The organism is Mesorhizobium sp. B3-1-7, assembly GCF_006439385.1.
Lineage (GTDB): Bacteria > Pseudomonadota > Alphaproteobacteria > Rhizobiales > Rhizobiaceae > Mesorhizobium.
Window position 1 is genome coordinate 16,893 of sequence record NZ_VFTL01000055.1, and the last position, 16,537, is coordinate 33,429.

Consider the following 16,537-nt stretch of genomic DNA (forward strand, 5'->3'; position numbering starts at 1 on the left):
AGAAGTGCGGCCGTGTCGATTGTTCCTTTCCCCGGCTCCGCCAGGCGCGCGGAACCTAGTTCAAAGGATGCCGGCCCATGCTGGGAAGCCTCATCCAACAAACGGTCAATGCCCTGACGATCGGGTCTATCTACGCGTTGATCGCTCTCGGTTACACGATGGTCTACGGTGTGCTGCGTATGATCAATTTCGCTCATGGCGAAATGTTTATGCTCGGTGCCTACGTGGCCTTCCTGGTGCTCAGCATGCTGATCGGTACCGTGGGCGCCGCCGGCGCGATTGCGCTCACCGCGGCCTTCGTCATCGCCATCTTCCTGGTGGGTGTCATCGGTGTCGGCATCGAAAGAATTGCCTACAAGCCCTTGAGGAATTCCACCCGACTCGCGCCGATGCTCTCCTCGCTCGGCGTATCGCTCTCGCTGGTCACCGGCATCCAGATCCTCGCCGGCCCACAGCCGGTCGCCTTTCCTAGCTTCTTTCCAGTCGTCCGTTACCAGGTGCTTGGCGGCACCATCACCTCCATGCAGATCGGCATCCTGATCGCGGCCTTCGCGCTGATGTTCGGCCTGCAATTCCTCGTCAATCGCAGCCGCATCGGCATTATCGTACGGGCCGTATCGGAAAGCCGCCCGACAGCGCAGCTCCTGGGCATAAACGTCAACGGCGCGATCTCGATGGTGTTCTTCGTCGGACCGCTGCTGGGCGCGGCCGGTGGTATCCTCTATGCCAGCTACTACGGCATCATGACGCCGACGATGGGCGCCGTCATCGGCCTTAAGGCCTTCACCGCCGCGATCCTCGGCGGCATCGGCTCCATTCCCGGCGCCATGCTGGGCGCCTTCATCCTGGCTTTCGTCGAGGTCGGGGGAACGGCGCTGCTGCCCGTGATCACGCATGGCGTGCTTGGCACCGAATACCGCGACGTGCTCTCCTTCGCGATCCTCATACTCGTGCTCCTGGTCCGACCCGCCGGCATACTGGGCGAAGCCGTGTCCGAGGAAAGCATCGTGTACAAGAGGGAGTTCTGATGTCCGCCGCCGAAACCCTCACCGCAGCAAAGCCACGTTCGGGCCGGGCCGTCTCGTTCCTCGTCTTCGCCATCGCGATCGCGCTGATCGTGGCGACGCCCTACCTGCCCAACTACTATGTCCGTGTCATCAACAGCCTGCTGATCTACATTCTGCTCGGCATCGGACTCAACATCGTGATCGGCTACACCGGGCTGCTCGATCTCGGCTTCGTCGCCTTCTACGCGGTGGGCGCATACAGTTACGCCCTGCTCGCCAGCCCCCAACTCGACCTGCACTGGCCGTTCCTGCTCATCCTGCTGGTGGCCGCCTGCCTTGGAGCGGTCACCGGCATACTGCTCGGCATACCGGTGCTCAGGCTGCGCGGCGATTATCTCGCCATCGTCACGCTCGGCTTCGGCGAAATCATCCGCATAATCATCAACAATCTCGACAGGTTCACGGGCGGTCCCAAGGGGATAGCGCGCCTCGACAAGGCCTCGATCCTTGGCATTCAAGTTGCCCGCCCGATCGATTTCTTCTGGCTGCTGCTCATCACCGTTCTCGTGGCCGGCGTGCTGGTCTGGCGTTTGGAGCGTTCCATCCTCGGCAAGGCCTGGGCCGCCATCCGCGAGGATCAGGACGCCGCGCGCGGCATCGGCATAAACACGACCAACGCCAAACTTGCCGCCTTCGCCACGTCCGCGACGATCGGCTCGATCGCTGGAGCGATCTTCGCCGCCTCCCAGCGCTTCGTCAGCCCGGAGAGCTTCACGCTGCAGGAATCGGTGCTGATCGTGCTGATGATCGTGGTCGGCGGCATCGGCAACATTCTGGGCATCGTCGCGGGCGCGACGATCCTGATGCTCTTGCCGGAGGTGCTGCGCGAGTTCGCCGAATGGCGCATCCTCTTCCTCGGCCTGTTGATGATCTTCCTGATCATCGTACGCCCGGCCGGCATCGTCCCGCGCAGCTTCGGGCCGGACAAGCTCATCCGGAGGCTTTTCGGCAAATGACCCTCGTCTTCGACAAGCTGCGGAAGCAATATGGGCAGGTCGTCGCCATCGACGACGTGACGGCCTCCTTCGCCCCGGGGCTCATCCACGGCGTGATCGGACCGAACGGCGCCGGCAAGTCGACGCTCATCAACATGACCGCCGGCTCCTACGGCGTCTCCTCGGGATCGATCGCACTCGACGGCAAGCGCCTCGACACGCTCAAGAAATACCAGATCGCGAATTCCGGAGTGGCCCGCACCTATCAGAATATCCGACTCTTCGACCAGATGACGGTGCTCGAGAATCTGGAGGTGTGTTTCTATCCGGCCGATGTCGGCGGCACCTGGAAGGAAGTCGTGTGGCCGCCCTATGCATCGGCCCGACGTGAGAAGCGGCGCGAGAAATGCATGGACATCCTGCGTTTCTTCGATTTGCAGGGCTACGCGGAGGCTGACGCCGGGAGCCTTCCCTATGGCCGCCAGCGCCTGCTAGAAATCGCCCGCGCCCTGGTGTGCGATCCGCGTGTGCTGCTGCTGGACGAGCCAGCCGCCGGTCTCAACCACCACGAGACAGCGGAACTGACCGCGAGGCTTGCCGCCCAGCGTCTGCCCGACAGGATCACGATCGTCGTGGAGCACGACATGGATCTGGTCATGAAGCTTTGCGACAACATCATCGTCATGCATCACGGCAAGCTGCTCTTCCAAGGCACGCCCGCCGAGGTGCAGGCGAGCCCCGACGTCCAACTCGCCTATCTGGGAACCGCCAATGACATCGACGACATCCGGGCCGCTGCTCAGGATCGCCGGGCTCAGCTCGGGATACGGGCGCGTCGGCGTTCTTGAAAACATCGACATCGAGGTCGATCCGAACGAGATCGTCGTCGTGCTCGGTCCGAACGGCGCGGGCAAGACGACGTTGCTCAACTCCATTTCCGGCGTCGCGCGGCCGAGCGCGGGCTCGATTACCTTCGAGGGGCGCGACATCACCGGCACGCGTCCGGAACAGGTCGTGCGCCTCGGCATCACCCACTGCCCGGAAGGCCGCCAAATCTTCCAACGTCTGACGGTCGAGGAGAACCTTGTCGCCGCTCACATCCGCCGAGCGGGCAGGAGTTTTGAGGCGCTGCGCGCCGAGGCATTCGATCTCTTCCCGGTGCTCAAGGAGCGCCGCAACAGCATAGCGAGCCGGATGTCCGGCGGACAGCAGCAGATGCTGGCGATCGGCCGCGCACTGATGGCAGAACCGAAGCTGCTGATGCTCGACGAGCCGTCCCTCGGCCTCGCCCCAAAGATCGTCCACCAGATATTCCGCATCATCCTGGACCTGTCGCGCAACGGCATCTCTATCCTGCTCGTCGAGCAAAACGTCCAGCTCGCGCTGGAATGCGGCGACTACGCCTATCTTCTGAACACGGGCAACGTGAAGCTTCACGGACCGGCACAGGAGCTAGCCGAGCACTCCGCGCTGAGCGAGCATTACCTTGGCGGCGCCAACGAGACTGTGCTTCATGTTTGAGGTCGACTGGAAGACGCCGCATCTGTGGCGCAAGACCGCGATTTCACGGCAGGCTGCGCCAGCGCTCGAAGGCGACATGAAGACCGACGTGCTGGTTCTCGGCGGCGGCTTCACCGGCATGGCCGCGGCGCTTGGCGCACGCGACAGCGGGGTCGACGTCGTCCTGCTGGAAGGCAACGAGATCGGATCTGCCGCCTCCGGCCGCAACAACGGCCTTGTCATCTCGCATCATTCGAAGGCATCGCCTTCGGAATTCGAGGCTGTCTACGGCAAGGCTGTCGGCACGCGCTACAACCGCATGGTGGCGGACGCCGCCGGCGTCGCCTTCGGTCTGATGCAGCGCTTCAATATCGATGCCCATCAGGTGCAGGAAGGTTGGATCCAGCCCGCCCACACGGAGGCTACCCTTGCCCGCGCCCGTCATTTCCACAACGAGTGGAAAGCCTTCGGCGCTGACGTGTCCTGGCTTGACCGTGCAGAAGTCAGCGCTCGCATCGGCAGCCCCTATCTCGGCGGTTGGATGGTCAACAATTCGGGCCACATCAATCCGTTCGCCATGACAATCGGTCTCGCGGCCGCCCTGGAACGCGAGGGCGTGACCATCCATGAGAACTCCCGCGCGACCAAGATCGAACGCCTGCAAGGCGGCTGGCGCGTCTTCACCGGATCGGGAAGCGTCAGCGCGCCGCAGGTGATCCTCGCGACCAACGCGCTGACCGGCGACATCTGGCCGGGCCTGAAGAAGACGCTGGTGCCCTTCAAGGTCTTCCAAGCCGCGACCAGTCCGCTGTCCGATGAATTGCGCGCCAGAATTCTTGTCGGCAACCCAGCCGTATCCGACATGCGCCAGGACCTCCGATACTTCCATTACGACCGCGATAATCGACTGGTCAGCGGGGGCACGCATACATTCTGGATGAATGAGGCCGACCGCGGCCGCGCCAAGGTCTCGCGTATGCTCGGCAAAGCATTCCAGGCCTTCGGCGGCGAACCCGAGATGGCGGAATACTGGCATGGCACCTTCGCAGTGGTGCCCGACCGCAGGCCTCGCCTCTACCGGCTGGCTCCGGGCCTCGTGTTCGGCGGCGTATATTCGGGACGCGGCGTGGCGCTTTCGATGTCGCTCGGCCAGGAGATCGGCCGCTGGGCGGCGGGCCGCCGCACCGACGAGCAGATGTCGCTGCCAGTCACCAACATGAAGCCGATTCCTTTTCATTCGATCGCAGTGCAAATCGCCAATCGCGCGCACGCATGGAACCGTTTTCAGGATCGCCGCTCCTAAGAGGCAGATTGGCTGTGAACATTCCAGGAGGCTGTCCATTCGGCCCTAGCGGGTTGTGTGCGTCAAGTTCTGCAAAAAGGGGCGGCCATGGATACTGGTCATGCGGCTTGGCGCAGGGCGAGCTTCTTGTGCTCGCGCAGGTCGTCCATGTTGATGTAGCGGTTGGCCTCCATCCAGTTTTCGTTGGTTTCGACGGCCAACGCCCTGACCAGGCGCAGGCAGCTCAGTGAGTTTGGAAAGATGCGCACGACATAGGTGCGCCGACGGATTTCCCGTTGAGCCGTTCAAGCATGTTGGTGGATTTCAGATGCTTGTGGTGCTGGCGCGGCAGGCGCAAGAAGGTCAGCGTATACTCGATGGTCTCCTCCACCCACATCGTCAGCCGCGGATAGCGGCCCGACCCTTTGGCAAGCCATTGGCGAGATCGGCCTTGGCCTCGGCAAGATCGCGCCGGTCGCAGAGCCAGCGCAGCTCCTGCAGGCAGTCGTCGCCGTGCTTCCTCGGCAGGTGATCGAGCGCGTTCCTGAGGAAGTGCACATAGCAGCGTTGCCAGGCGGCTTGCGAGATCACCTCGCCGATCGCCGCGACCAGGCCGGCATGGTCGTCGGACACTACCTCCTATGTGCTGCTCGGCGCGCCACTTGCCGCAGTCGGCGTGTGTTTCAAAGGATCATTTCGGAGCGTCGGAATTCCTGCCTGGAATCCTCTGCGACGGTACCGCTAGCTAATGTCTGCTTTCAAGCCGCCAAGTCGGACCTGAAAGTCCAATTTGAGGCGCAAAGCTGTCGTTCAAAATGTTGCATAGTTGTAAGTTCGTGCTGACGCGCTATCCGGCGCATGTCCCAGAAGTCGATGCCTTCAAACCTATCCAAACACCGAATCTAGTATCCCACTTTGTCCATAAGCAACTGCAATTCGGGCTGAGGCGCGACCCAGAAAGTTCGAAAAGCTTCCAGGAACCCCAGCCACAAGCTTCCGCGAATTACCAAACATCACAGTGGGCTTCGCCATGGGCTGAGCTCCGCCCGATCTGCTGTTATATTAGCAATAAACGATATGTTAACAGCTGAGGCGCAGCCTGTTCGAATCGGGAGGTCCCCGATCGACGATCCGGCACCCAGTATGCCGAGACGCCCGACCGATGCGGAGCAAACGCATGAGTGTCGAAACGGCATTGGCGCAGCTGTTGCGCATGATCCATCGTCGCGCGCTGAATTTGGCGACGATGCCGGACGATGAGAGAGATCCATACTACGACAGCATCCGCCGGTCATGCTGCGGAGCGGCCGAGCATATCGGGCAGTCTCCCGACAATGCAGCCATGACGGCAAACAGCATGGTCGAATTTACCCGGGCAATGGTCGGTATCATCGAGGCGGGACGTGGGTAAGCCGCAAACGCCGACACACTCGCGACGAGCTCGGGAGGTGCCGAGAGGCGCGGTTGCGGCCCGTTACCCGAAGCTTGCAACGTGATCGTGCCATCTGCACATCAATGATCCGGCTTGGGAGCGATCGCTATTTCAGATCGCGCCCCAAATGTTCGACGACAAATGTTTGGTTGTCGGCATTACCGGCCAGCAAACATCCGACTGATTGTCGGAAGGCAGCCCGTTCCGCATCCGCGTCGGGTTGCGGGCATCCTGCGCATATTTCAGGGCCGCGCCCATGCGGTTCAACGTCTTCAGTATCGACATAGATCTCATCCCTGGTTCGCCGTGGCAGTGAGGGGGTCGATCCCTGCTGCGTTCGTTATGGCGAGCTAAATGATCGATGAATGTTTCCGTCGCATTGCACGGAAACATGAGGCCCGTAACCGGAACAGTTCGCCCTGAAACATTTGCGTGCAAACGAGTTCAAGGCCCCCGGCCGAATCGATCTGCCGCCATCGCGCAGTTTCCTTTTCGAAACAAATACGCGCCCAGGCGCCATCGGACCGAAACGAATGCGCGGCAAAACCGTCATCGACCGGCGCGACCGGATTTAAAAACAAAGGAAAATGAAATGACCAAGTTCCTTCGTAATGCAGTTCTTGCAATTGTTGCTGCTTCTGGGCTCGTTGGCTCGGCTTATGCTCAGCAGGCGACTATCAACTCCTGCAGCAATCACGACGATTACTGGACCCAGTGCCTGAACGGTGCGCATGGCAGCCACCACGATGGCCGCGGAAGCGATCGTCGGTAATCGACACGTCCGCTGAAAGGAGCCCCGCAGGCATCTCGCCGGCGGGGCTCTTTCTGTTCGAAGTGCTGCCGGGCCGCTCGCCGCCCTCAGTCAGCAAGGCCAACCTCCCGGTCGGTATCGATATCTGGGCACGACCTGCGCGGCTATCCGGTGGGCAACGCCTCCACGTGGATGCCGAGCAGCAGCAAATGGGCTGGCCCGGATCGCGAGATGGTGCCGGATTGGCGGGGAATAGAGGGGCATATTTCCCACCAGCGTCGCGCTGACATCTCGCATTCAAAGCATGATGCGTGGACCGCCGGTTCGCCTTGCCGGCAGTTTGATCCATCGCCGCATTACAGCAATTTTTCCCAAGCCCGGAACCGGCAACGCTGCGAGGGTTGTCAGCGCATGGCCGCTGCGCTGCCGTTCGGTTGGAGAAAGATCATGCCAATGTCCTCGTTTTTCACCGCTCTTACGTCCGAAGGTCCTCCAACCGAGCGGCGGAAGGAGATGAGTCTCTACGGATGGCTGATCGGCAGTTGGGACATGGACACGGTCTATCATCCGGGAGATGGCGCTATCCAGAACTGGGATGGCGAATGCCATTTCGGCTGGGTGCTCGAAGGCCGCGCCATTCAGGACCTCTGGATAAGACCCAGGCGCCCTGCCCCGTCCACCATGTATGGAACGACCCTGCGCGTCTTCGATCCCGGGATCGGCGGCTGGCACATCATCTGGAGCGATCCGCTCAACCAGGATTATTCGCGCCAGATCGGACGGGCCGAGGGCAAGGACATCGTCCAGATCGGGGAAGACTGGCGGGGCCTGCAAGCGAGATGGCGCTTCACCGAGATCACGGCCGACAGCTTTCATTGGATCGGGGAGCAAAGAGCCGCCGATGGCGATCCCTGGCGTGTGACGTATGAGCATTTCGCGCGGCGGGCGAATCCGTAAGCTAGCCGGTGATTTCAGTTACCTCTCGCTACCGGAGGGGTATCTTCCGGCCTAAATGCTTCGAAGCGGCCAGGTCATTTCACGCAGCTTTGAGAGAACGGCAGTCTCGAATTGCGACGGCTGATGAAACTCGCTGGTGACCACGCCCAGCTTTCTCGGCGGCAGGCCATCCCGCAACGGAACGACGGCCAGTCCGGGCAGCGGGCACGATCTGGCGGCGATCTCGGGGACGACGGTCAGGCCGATGTTCTGCTGCGCGAGCTGGCAGCCGGTCATCAGCTGGCGCACCTCGACGACGGTTCTCGGCTGCAGGCCGGACCGCTGCGACATCATGGCCAGCCAATTGCCCGATGTCGTTCCCGAGGGAAAGCGGATGAAAGGTTCGGCAAGCACCTCTTCGTCGGCAAGCTCCGACCGCTCGGCGAGAGGATGCGATGTCGACAGGACGACGCAGGCGCCGTCCTGGCAGAGCAGCTCGAACAGCAGACCGGGCGACGGAACGAACACGCTGCTGATGCCGAAATCGATCTCGTTCGACCTCACGAGCTGAAACGTTTCCTCGCTGTCGATCTCCACGATATCGAGCACATGGTTCGGGAACCGGGGCCGCAGCGCATGGAAGGCGGGGCCAATGAACATCGCGGCGAAGGACGCCACACTTGCAACCCGCAGGATCTGCTCGGTGCCGAGGCTGAGCGAAGCGAGCTGATCGACGATCGCCTCGTTGCCTGCAACAAGCCGCCGCAGCCCGGGCAGCAGCGAACTGCCGACGGGGCTGAGCCGAAGCCCTTCGCGGTCGCGAACCAGCAGCGTGAAGCCCAATTGCTTTTCCAGCTGCGTCACGTGCTGCGAGATGGCCGGCTGGGTAAGGCCCAGCTCTTCCGCCGCCTGGGTGAACGAGTTCAGTTCCAGCACCGTCAGCAGGCTGCGCACACGGCGCACGGAGATCTCACCGCGTCGGGAAAGCATGACGGGCACCTTCATAAGCGTCTTTGGATGACCATAACGAAACGCTATTTCCTGGCGCATTCATAAGCAACTAGCTTCGCCGCAACGATGTGCGGAGATTTGGATGACGGCTCGCGATTCAGGGGTTCAACGAATTCATGCCCGCAAAAATCATTCCTGCTATGGAATGGGCCTTGGCATCATCATTCTCGACGAGGTGTATCCCGGATTCCCCGGCGACGTGCGGAACGCCAGCGCCTATCCCTTTCCGATCCAATATGAAATCGCCGAAGGCGTCGACATCCAGAACCTCGTCCGCGGCGACGACAAGAAAGCCCTGCTCGAGCCGATTGTCAGGGCCGCGCGGAAGCTGGAACGCATGGGATGTCGCGCGATCGCCGCCGAATGCGGCTACTTCGCCTGGTTCCAGAAGGAGATCGCGGCCAGCGTCGATGTGCCGGTTTTCGCGTCGAGCCTGCTGCAGGTACCCCTCGCCCAGATGATCATCGGTCCCGAAAGGGTCGTCGGCATTCTCGTCGCCGAGGGCGACCGGCTCAGTGACCGGCACCTGACTTCGGTCGGCGTGACGCTCGGAACGAACTATATCGTCCACGGCGCCAAGGATGACGGCAAGACCCCACAATTCGACAATCTCTGGACAAAGGACATCCGGCCCGAAATCCCTACCGCGGATTATGACCTGGCCGAGCGCGACATCGTCAAGGTCGCGAAGGATTTCGCCGCCGCCCATTCGGACATGGGAGCCATGGTTCTGGAATGCACCGGGTTTCAGCCCTTTGGCCGGGCAATACAGCGCGAAATCGACATGCCCGTGTTCAGCTGGTCGACCTTGCTGGACCATGCCTATTCCGTCGCCGTGCACCGGGATTTCTACGGCCACGTCTGACCTGCGCGGTCAGCCCGAATGAAAAGGCGCGGCCGAGGCCGCGCCCTTCATAAGCTTCTTCGGAGGCCTGGTTCGACCCGTGATGCCTACTCCGCCGCCTCGTAACCGGCGATGCCCTTGATCTCGAGGAAATCCTCCAGGCCGTATTCGGCATATTCGCGGCCATTGCCGGACTGCTTGTAGCCGCCGAAAGGCAGGCCCGCATCCCAGGTTGGGTAGTTGATGTAGACATTGCCGGAGCGCATGCGGGCAGCCACGTCGCGCGCCTTCTCGATGTCCCTGGCTTGGATGTAAGAGGCGAGGCCGAAGACGGTGTCGTTGGCCTGCTCGACCGCCAGCTCGACGGTGTCGTAAGGCATGATCGACAGCACCGGCCCGAAGATCTCCTCCTTGGCGATGCGCATGTCGTGCGTGACGTTGGCGAAGACGGTCGGGCGGACATAATAGCCGCGGTTGAGCTCGGCCGGGCGGCCGGGGCCGCCGGCCACCAGCGTGGCGCCCTCGTCGATGCCGCTCTGGATCAAAGCTTGAATCTTGTCGAACTGCAACTGGCTGACCACCGGGCCGAGCTTGGAGCCGGGCGCATCGGCCGGGCCGACGGTGAACTTCTCCGCCGCCCTTTTGGCGTAGCCCGCCGCCTCGTCGTGGCGGTCGCGCGGCACGAACATGCGGGTCGGCGCGTTGCAGGACTGGCCGCTGTTGCCGAAGCAGCCGGCGACGCCCTTGGTGACGGCCCGCTCCAGATCGACATCGGGGAACAGGATGTTGGCCGACTTGCCGCCGAGTTCCTGATGCACGCGCTTGACCGTGTCGGCCGCCGCCTTGGCGACCAGGATGCCGGCGCGGGTCGAACCGGTGAAGGACATCATGTCGACATCGGGATGGCTGGCCAACGCCTGGCCGACGCCCGGGCCGTCGCCGTTGACGAGGTTGAAGACGCCCTTCGGCACGCCGGCTTCGTCGATGATCTCGGCGAAGATGATGGCGTCGAGCGGCGCGATCTCCGACGGCTTCAGCACCATGGTGCAGCCGGCGGCAAGCGCCGGGCCGACCTTGCAGGTGATCTGGTTGAGCGGCCAGTTCCATGGCGTGATCAGGCCGACGACGCCGATCGGTTCCTTGACGATGAGCGAGGAGCCTTTGACATGACGGAACTGGAAGCTCTTCAGCACCTCTGCCATCTTTTCCAGATGCGCCTGGCCGACCCCGACCTGGCTGTCCAGCGCCATCTGCCGCGGCGCGCCCATCTCGCGCGAAACGGCGAGCGCAAGGTCCTTGCTGCGCTTCTTGTAGACTTCGATGACGCGGTTGAGGATATCGAGCCGTTCCTCGACCGAGGTGAAGCCGAAAGTGGAGAAAGCGCGCTTGGCGGCGGCCACCGCCTTGTCGACATCGGCCTTGGAGCCGAGTGAAATCTGGGCGAAAGCGTCTTCGTTCGAGGGGTCGATGACGTCGAGAGTGTTCGGCACCACGGGATCGACCCAGGCGCCGTCAATATAGAATTGCAGATCGTGTGACATGATTTCGCTCCCTGCGGGCCGCTTTTGGTCGATTGTGGTGAGGTGATCGTCGTATATCGCTAGAAATAACGATGCGGCATGTGCTCTGTCAAACGCAAGCTTGAAGTGTTTGAGCCAGCGCGTCAGGCGTTGCGCCAGGGCGAATGCCGCCGCCACAGAGTTAGAACAGCGTGTGTCCTGCTTCGCCCAGCAACCGGATCGCCGCGGCCCCGTCCGAGGCCTTCACCGGGGAGTTGCTTCAATCTGATCCGGGCAGCCATTCGTCGAATTCCGTCCCTGGTTGACGCGGTCATGGAAGGCTCTTGCTCATATAGACCGTCGTGCCGTTCATGAACGGCTCCTCACGATCGATGGCATAGCCGAGCCTTTTGTACAGCGACACATTTGTCATGAAGGCACTGTTGGTCAGCAGGCGAAGCTCGCGAAGGCCTGCTTCAACGGCTTTACGCTCGGCGCTGTCGAGCAGCTTGCGCCCGATGCCCCTGCCCTGCGCCTCGGGAGCCACGGCGACATTCTCGATCCAGATATGATCGTCACGCGCAATGGTTTCGATCAGGCCAATGATGCGGCCGTTCTCGATGGCGAGCTCGAACCGATGCTCGCGGACGGCCTTGTCGTAGTCGGCGCGCATCGGCAAGAGCTCGCGGCCGATCGCCGGCACCCATTTGGCATAGGCTTCGCGCACGACGGCCTTGATTGCCGCGGCGTCCGCCGGCTCGGCCGGCCGAAACTCCAGGGAAGAAACGATGCTCATTCAGACACTCCAAAATGCAAAAAACCCGCCGATCGTTGCGATGGGCGGGGCTGGGACGGACGAACCGGGTGACTTGCTAGCCGGCCTTTGTCTTCACGCAATCAGCTTGCCGCTCCTTCGAACGGCGGCGTCGCTGCGGATTTGCGAAAAAGGCGGTCATGGCCGGAAATTGGACCGGGAGCCGAGACGCTGTCAAGCCGGCAGCGTCGACACGGCAGGCACCTCGCCCGATCCGGCGAACCTCTCCCGCATCGTTCGTAAAAATCGATCATTATAACCCGAATAATTCGCTGGAAAGATTGGTTCTGGAATGGCATTCCGGCTGCGAAGCGCCTGGAGAATTGAATTGTCCTTCCTGCCCGCCACCGCGAACGATCTTCCAACTCGCCTGAACTCGGCCAACGCCGAGCGCAAGCGCCCTGCCCCAACCTCGATCTCAACCTGCGTCGTGCCGGGACTGGTGCTGGTGGCGATGATCACCAGTGTCGCCTACTCTGCGCGCGGTTTCTCCGGCCTCACCTTATTCAGCCCGATGATCCTGGCGGTCGTCGCCGGCATGGTCTATTCCAACGTGCTCGGCCTTCCCGCCCATGCCAAGGCCGGCATCGCCTTTTCGCAAAAGCGCCTGCTGCGCTTCGCCATCGTGCTGCTGGGTTTCCAGCTCACGCTCGGCCAGGTAGCGGGCATCGGCCTTGGCGGCGTCGGCATCGTCGCCGCCACGCTCGGCGCCACCTTCCTCTTCACCGTCACGCTCGGCCGGCTGATCGGCGTCGACCGGAAGCTCGCGCAGCTTATCGCCGCCGGCACCTCGATCTGCGGCGCCTCGGCGATCGTCGCCATCAACATCGTCACCGATGCGCGCGACGAGGACGTCACCTACGCCGTTGCCGCCATCACGCTGTTCGGAACCGTCGCCATGCTAGTCTTCCCGCTGCTGGCACCCCTGCTTGGGCTCGACCAGCACGCCTTCGGTCTGTGGGCAGGAGCCTCGATCCACGAGGTGGCGCAAGTGATCGGCGCCGGCTTCCAGAACGGCACGCTCTCCGGCGAGACCGCGACCGTCGCCAAGCTGACGCGGGTCGCCATGCTGGCGCCGATGGTGATCGCACTCGGCCTGATGGCGCGCCGCGGCAGCACCGACGCATCCGGCGCCAAGCCGCCGATGCCCTGGTTCGTGGCTGCCTTCGTCGCGATCGTGGCGCTGAACAGCCTGGTCGCGATCCCGGCCCAGCTCCACTCGGCAATTGCTTTAGCCGCACAGGTGATGTTGACCATGGGGCTTGCCGCCATGGGCCTTCAGGCCGACATTTCCGAGCTGCGCTCGCGCGGCCTGCGGCCGCTGATGCTGGCCTTCTCGGCCTTCATTTTCATCGCGGGCTTCAGCCTGGTGCTGGTGAGGTTCGCCTGAGGCAGGCCGGCGCCGGCCTCATCTCTCAGTCTTCGTCCTCGTCCTCGAACGAGCACGCCGCGACATAGATCGCGGCGAGTTTCTCGATGCCGGCCTGGTCTTCCTTGTCGAAGCGCCCGGGCAGCGGGCTGTCGAGGTCGAGCACGCCGAACGCGCCTTCGGCATCGCGCAAAAGCACCACCAGCTCCGAACGCGAATCGGCATCGCAGGCGATGTGGCCGGGAAATTCGTTGACGTCCTTGACCAGCATCGACATGTCGAGCTCGATGGCCTTGCCGCAGACGCCCTTGCCGACGGCGATGCGAACGCAGGCCGGCTTGCCCTGGAAGGGCCCGAGCACCAGCTCGTCCTCGGAAGCAAGGAAATAGAAGCCGGCCCAGTTGAGACCGGGCACCATCTGGTAGATCAGCGCCGCCGTGTTGGCGGCATTGGCGACGGAATCGCCCTCGCCTTCCAGCAGCGCTTTCAATTGCGTGGCCAACTCCTTGTAGAAGGCCGGCTTGTTGCTTGTGTCGATTGCCGTTGCCGCGAACATTCGTGTCGTCTCCCTTGCGAGGGGCAATATTGACCACCGGTGTATGGTGCTAGCTGCCAAAAGGTTATTCGAGTTCGAACCCTCGTACACAACTTAACTCGTGCTCGCAAAGGCCTTTTGTGATGGTGCGGCGGTTGACAAAATAAAAGACCTCACCGCTTAGATTGGGCTAATTTAAGTCCCCTCTATTGCCTTTGGCGCCAGATCTGACTGCCCATCCTGTTCTCGATCGTAGGCTGTAAGGCGCTTAATGTGCTCGAGCTCGGGCGGCTTCGTTATCGCTTTTGGAAGCGATGGCTTCCCGCCCGGTTTGGCTTCCGGCAAGTCTACTCCGATCTGATAGCCCTTCGCCTTGGCTTCTCGAATTCGGTTGAAATATGCCCTGAGGGCTGGTTCGACATTTCCTTCCTTCAGGCCCCCATACACAGATGAGATTTCCTCTATTGCCTTTTCGAAACCCTCATCTTCAATCCTTGCGATATCCTCATCGACCTTCTGAAGGGTTTGCTCAGCAACGCCCAAATCACGCAACGCCTCAACCGCAGATTCATACCTTCTTTTTTTAGAAAATTTTGCGACAGCAGCATATAAAAAGGCGGCTGTTACCAACATGAATTGCCAATTTACATCGACAGCAACCGATATATCGATGTTGTCAACTCTCTTTACAATGGGCAGCACGTCATCACCAGGGCTTACTTCAGAGTAAGCATTATTAAATACCTTAAAAAACCATACCTGCTCGTCCAGAAAATCTGCCGTAGTTCCCCTTCCGGCCTGAAGCGGGAATATTATCGAGAGGGTCGGAACCTTCCCACTATTCTTCTCGACATCTCCAACCTTTTCAACATACGGACGCACAGATTGAATGAACTGTTGCAGGAATTGCTCAACGTTTGCGACAGTTTGCAAATCTTCCTTTGGTAAAAAACTATAAACGTTACTTTTTAACCTATCGTATACGTATAATAAAAGATTATACTGTTTAAACGATGTTAAAATTCTTCTCTCACTAAATTGCAATCCTTCAAAGTTTTTTATGTAATTTTCTTTCCAAACCTGAAACGCACCAGCATCTGAGACAGCATTACCGGCTGTATTTTGAGCTCTAGCGTTCGTGACTTTCGTCAATGTGGACTGAGCCGTGTGAAAGGCATGAGTAATATCCATTCGAATCTAACCTGGAATCTGAACGTTGCCCGAGGAAACTAACTATGAATCAACATGCGCGAGCGCTAGATATCCCCGAACAAGTACGAACGTCAATTAAATGCGACGGGCCCAAGCTGATTGCTCCGGCATCCGTTCATGGGCGCACTTAGCTCCGGTACGATATCTGCGGTTTAAGCGTCGCAGAGTTTTGTCGCTACCGAAGCCAAAGAGGTCGACCGACTGGCAGTTGACCTCGCGGAGCTATGATGTCGTTGCGACCCGAACAATCCAAGGCGTATTCGCGTTTGCGTGCCCCGTTGAAGCTCGTTGAACTTCCTCTCACCTTCGCGGTGCTGGTTTTCCCTGGCTTTCCGATGATGGCGTTTTCGTCGGTCATCGAACCCTTACGCGCCGTCAACATTCTTGCGAAGCGCGAATGCTACCGCTGGGTAATCGTCGGCGCAGACCGGGGCACGGTCGAGGCCTCCAACGGCGTCGTCATCCAGCCGGGCTTTTCAGCCTCCGACGCGCCGAAGGTCGACCGCATCGTCGTCTGCTCGGGCGGCGATGCCGACCATGTCGTGGCCGACGAGGCGATGAGCTGGATCCGCAAAAGCCTGCGCGGCGGCGCGCATATCGGCGCTGTCGCCGACGCCGCCTTCTTCCTCGCTCGCGCCGGCCTGCTCGACGGCCATGCCTGCACCTTGCACTGGACGAGCCAGGCCGCCTTCACCGAAGCTTTTCCGGATATCGAGCTTCGGCGCGATCTCTTCGTCATCGACCGCAAGCGCTTCACCTCGGCCGGCGGCGTCGGCAGCCTCGACATGATGCTGGAGATCATCACGCGCGACTGTGGCGCCGAGATCGCGGCGGGCGTCGCCGAATGGTTCGTGCACTCTCCGTTGCGCTCCAGCGTCGACCGCAAGCTGATGCCGCTCAGGCTGCGCACGGGCGTCCAGAACGAGCTGGTGCTGTCGGCCATAGCCATCATGGAGGACGCTGTGGAAGAGCGGCTCGGCATGGCGGAGCTGGCGGCAAGGCTCGGCGTGTCGTCCGACAAACTCGAGCGCAATTTCCGCGCCGAACTGGATGTGTCGCCCAACGGATACTACCGGCGGCTGCGGCTGAAGCGCGCGGCCGACCTGTTGGCGCATTCGACGCTGATGGTGCGCGATGTCGCGCTGGCCTGCGGGTTTGCCTCGATGTCGAGCTTTGCGAGGGCGTTTCGCGAGGAGCATGGACACGCGCCGAAGGCGATGCGGCGGCATTAGTGTGTTTGTGCGCGCTGACGCGATGAAACGCTGGCGGGACAGCGCCCCCCTCTGTCCTGCCGGACATCTCCCCCACTTGGGGGGAGATCAGCTGTCGCGCATCGCTTCGCCAATCTCC

Annotated in this window: 16 protein-coding genes and 1 pseudogene; 11 read left to right on the forward strand and 6 right to left on the reverse strand. The window is 61.3% G+C overall.

Annotated elements, in window-relative coordinates; all coding sequences use genetic code 11:
* Nucleotides 1-77 precede the first annotated feature (77 nt).
* The 5 genes from FJ417_RS31105 to FJ417_RS31125 are packed head-to-tail and all read left to right on the forward strand — an operon-like array spanning nucleotide 78 to nucleotide 4,805.
* A complete protein-coding gene (locus FJ417_RS31105; protein ID WP_246687604.1) occupies nucleotides 78-1,028 on the forward strand; it encodes a branched-chain amino acid ABC transporter permease in 951 nt (316 codons plus the stop codon).
* The gene (locus FJ417_RS31110) at nucleotides 1,028-2,023 is read left to right on the forward strand and encodes a branched-chain amino acid ABC transporter permease (RefSeq protein WP_140786086.1); all 996 of its coding nucleotides are present in this window, start codon (nucleotides 1,028-1,030) and stop codon (nucleotides 2,021-2,023) included. The genes FJ417_RS31105 and FJ417_RS31110 overlap by 1 nt, the downstream gene beginning before the upstream one ends.
* A complete protein-coding gene (locus tag FJ417_RS31115) occupies nucleotides 2,020-2,850 on the forward strand; it encodes an ABC transporter ATP-binding protein (RefSeq protein ID WP_140786087.1) in 831 nt (276 codons plus the stop codon). Before FJ417_RS31110 ends, FJ417_RS31115 begins: the two co-directional genes overlap by 4 nt.
* Nucleotides 2,774-3,523 carry an ABC transporter ATP-binding protein gene (locus FJ417_RS31120; RefSeq protein WP_140786088.1) on the forward strand — a complete coding sequence of 250 codons (750 nt, stop codon included), beginning with the start codon at nucleotides 2,774-2,776 and terminating at the stop codon, nucleotides 3,521-3,523. Before FJ417_RS31115 ends, FJ417_RS31120 begins: the two co-directional genes overlap by 77 nt.
* The gene (locus FJ417_RS31125; RefSeq protein ID WP_140786089.1) at nucleotides 3,516-4,805 is read left to right on the forward strand and encodes an FAD-dependent oxidoreductase; all 1,290 of its coding nucleotides are present in this window, start codon (nucleotides 3,516-3,518) and stop codon (nucleotides 4,803-4,805) included. Before FJ417_RS31120 ends, FJ417_RS31125 begins: the two co-directional genes overlap by 8 nt.
* A 98-nt stretch (nucleotides 4,806-4,903) precedes the next feature.
* Here the strand turns inward: FJ417_RS31125 and FJ417_RS31130 are convergent.
* Nucleotides 4,904-5,420: pseudogene (locus FJ417_RS31130) on the reverse strand (transposase); the annotation flags it as partial.
* A gap of 541 nt (nucleotides 5,421-5,961) precedes the next feature.
* Here FJ417_RS31130 and FJ417_RS31135 point away from each other — a divergent pair.
* The 3 genes from FJ417_RS31135 (at nucleotide 5,962) to FJ417_RS31145 (ending at nucleotide 7,924) form a co-directional block, all read left to right on the forward strand.
* Nucleotides 5,962-6,195 (forward strand): hypothetical protein, encoded by a 234-nt coding sequence (locus tag FJ417_RS31135; RefSeq protein WP_127306973.1) that lies wholly within the window; start codon nucleotides 5,962-5,964, stop codon nucleotides 6,193-6,195.
* A gap of 613 nt (nucleotides 6,196-6,808) precedes the next feature.
* Nucleotides 6,809-6,988 (forward strand): hypothetical protein, encoded by a 180-nt coding sequence (locus FJ417_RS31140; RefSeq protein ID WP_140641327.1) that lies wholly within the window; start codon nucleotides 6,809-6,811, stop codon nucleotides 6,986-6,988.
* A 390-nt stretch (nucleotides 6,989-7,378) separates the two neighbouring features.
* A complete protein-coding gene (locus FJ417_RS31145) occupies nucleotides 7,379-7,924 on the forward strand; it encodes a hypothetical protein (RefSeq protein ID WP_246687606.1) in 546 nt (181 codons plus the stop codon).
* Between the two features lie 51 nt (nucleotides 7,925-7,975).
* Here the strand turns inward: FJ417_RS31145 and FJ417_RS31150 are convergent, their stop codons facing one another.
* Nucleotides 7,976-8,893 carry a LysR family transcriptional regulator gene (locus FJ417_RS31150; RefSeq protein WP_181183347.1) on the reverse strand — a complete coding sequence of 306 codons (918 nt, stop codon included), beginning with the start codon at nucleotides 8,891-8,893 and terminating at the stop codon, nucleotides 7,976-7,978.
* Between the two features lie 103 nt (nucleotides 8,894-8,996).
* On the opposite strand from FJ417_RS31150, the gene FJ417_RS31155 reads away from it, so the two are divergent.
* The gene (locus tag FJ417_RS31155; RefSeq protein WP_140786091.1) at nucleotides 8,997-9,779 is read left to right on the forward strand and encodes an aspartate/glutamate racemase family protein; all 783 of its coding nucleotides are present in this window, start codon (nucleotides 8,997-8,999) and stop codon (nucleotides 9,777-9,779) included.
* An 86-nt stretch (nucleotides 9,780-9,865) separates the two neighbouring features.
* Here FJ417_RS31155 and FJ417_RS31160 read toward each other — a convergent pair whose 3' ends face one another.
* On the reverse strand, nucleotides 9,866-11,299 hold the full coding sequence (locus FJ417_RS31160; protein ID WP_140786092.1) for an aldehyde dehydrogenase family protein: 1,434 nt from the start codon (nucleotides 11,297-11,299) through the stop codon (nucleotides 9,866-9,868).
* Between the two features lie 289 nt (nucleotides 11,300-11,588).
* Nucleotides 11,589-12,053, reverse strand: a complete 465-nt coding sequence (locus FJ417_RS31165; protein WP_140786093.1) for a GNAT family N-acetyltransferase — start codon at nucleotides 12,051-12,053, stop codon at nucleotides 11,589-11,591.
* Nucleotides 12,054-12,399: 346 nt separating this feature from the next.
* Here FJ417_RS31165 and FJ417_RS31170 point away from each other — a divergent pair, with 346 nt between their 5' ends.
* Nucleotides 12,400-13,461 (forward strand): YeiH family protein, encoded by a 1,062-nt coding sequence (locus FJ417_RS31170; RefSeq protein WP_246687607.1) that lies wholly within the window; start codon nucleotides 12,400-12,402, stop codon nucleotides 13,459-13,461.
* A gap of 25 nt (nucleotides 13,462-13,486) precedes the next feature.
* Here FJ417_RS31170 and FJ417_RS31175 read toward each other — a convergent pair whose 3' ends face one another.
* Nucleotides 13,487-13,996: a GAF domain-containing protein gene (locus tag FJ417_RS31175; protein WP_140786095.1), complete on the reverse strand. Its 510-nt coding sequence runs from the start codon at nucleotides 13,994-13,996 to the stop codon at nucleotides 13,487-13,489.
* 174 nt (nucleotides 13,997-14,170) lie between these two features.
* The gene (locus FJ417_RS31180; protein ID WP_140786096.1) at nucleotides 14,171-15,166 is read right to left on the reverse strand and encodes a hypothetical protein; all 996 of its coding nucleotides are present in this window, start codon (nucleotides 15,164-15,166) and stop codon (nucleotides 14,171-14,173) included.
* Between the two features lie 356 nt (nucleotides 15,167-15,522).
* Here FJ417_RS31180 and FJ417_RS31185 point away from each other — a divergent pair, with 356 nt between their 5' ends.
* Nucleotides 15,523-16,419: a GlxA family transcriptional regulator gene (locus tag FJ417_RS31185; RefSeq protein WP_246687609.1), complete on the forward strand. Its 897-nt coding sequence runs from the start codon at nucleotides 15,523-15,525 to the stop codon at nucleotides 16,417-16,419.
* Nucleotides 16,420-16,537: the final 118 nt, after the last annotated feature.

Bases quoted from the DNA above. Each gene is read 5' to 3' on its own strand.
- FJ417_RS31175 (WP_140786095.1), bottom strand. From the start codon at position 13,996: ATGTTCGCGGCAACGGCAATCGACACAAGCAACAAGCCGGCCTTCTAC.
- FJ417_RS31185 (WP_246687609.1), top strand. From the start codon at position 15,523: ATGATGGCGTTTTCGTCGGTCATCGAACCCTTACGCGCCGTCAACATT.
- FJ417_RS31160 (WP_140786092.1), bottom strand. From the start codon at position 11,299: ATGTCACACGATCTGCAATTCTATATTGACGGCGCCTGGGTCGATCCC.
- FJ417_RS31165 (WP_140786093.1), bottom strand. From the start codon at position 12,053: ATGAGCATCGTTTCTTCCCTGGAGTTTCGGCCGGCCGAGCCGGCGGAC.
- FJ417_RS31135 (WP_127306973.1), top strand. From the start codon at position 5,962: ATGAGTGTCGAAACGGCATTGGCGCAGCTGTTGCGCATGATCCATCGT.
- FJ417_RS31110 (WP_140786086.1), top strand. From the start codon at position 1,028: ATGTCCGCCGCCGAAACCCTCACCGCAGCAAAGCCACGTTCGGGCCGG.
- FJ417_RS31140 (WP_140641327.1), top strand. From the start codon at position 6,809: ATGACCAAGTTCCTTCGTAATGCAGTTCTTGCAATTGTTGCTGCTTCT.
- FJ417_RS31145 (WP_246687606.1), top strand. From the start codon at position 7,379: ATGGCCGCTGCGCTGCCGTTCGGTTGGAGAAAGATCATGCCAATGTCC.
- FJ417_RS31105 (WP_246687604.1), top strand. From the start codon at position 78: ATGCTGGGAAGCCTCATCCAACAAACGGTCAATGCCCTGACGATCGGG.
- FJ417_RS31180 (WP_140786096.1), bottom strand. From the start codon at position 15,166: ATGGATATTACTCATGCCTTTCACACGGCTCAGTCCACATTGACGAAA.
- FJ417_RS31125 (WP_140786089.1), top strand. From the start codon at position 3,516: ATGTTTGAGGTCGACTGGAAGACGCCGCATCTGTGGCGCAAGACCGCG.
- FJ417_RS31115 (WP_140786087.1), top strand. From the start codon at position 2,020: ATGACCCTCGTCTTCGACAAGCTGCGGAAGCAATATGGGCAGGTCGTC.
- FJ417_RS31150 (WP_181183347.1), bottom strand. From the start codon at position 8,893: ATGCTTTCCCGACGCGGTGAGATCTCCGTGCGCCGTGTGCGCAGCCTG.
- FJ417_RS31120 (WP_140786088.1), top strand. From the start codon at position 2,774: ATGACATCGACGACATCCGGGCCGCTGCTCAGGATCGCCGGGCTCAGC.
- FJ417_RS31155 (WP_140786091.1), top strand. From the start codon at position 8,997: ATGACGGCTCGCGATTCAGGGGTTCAACGAATTCATGCCCGCAAAAAT.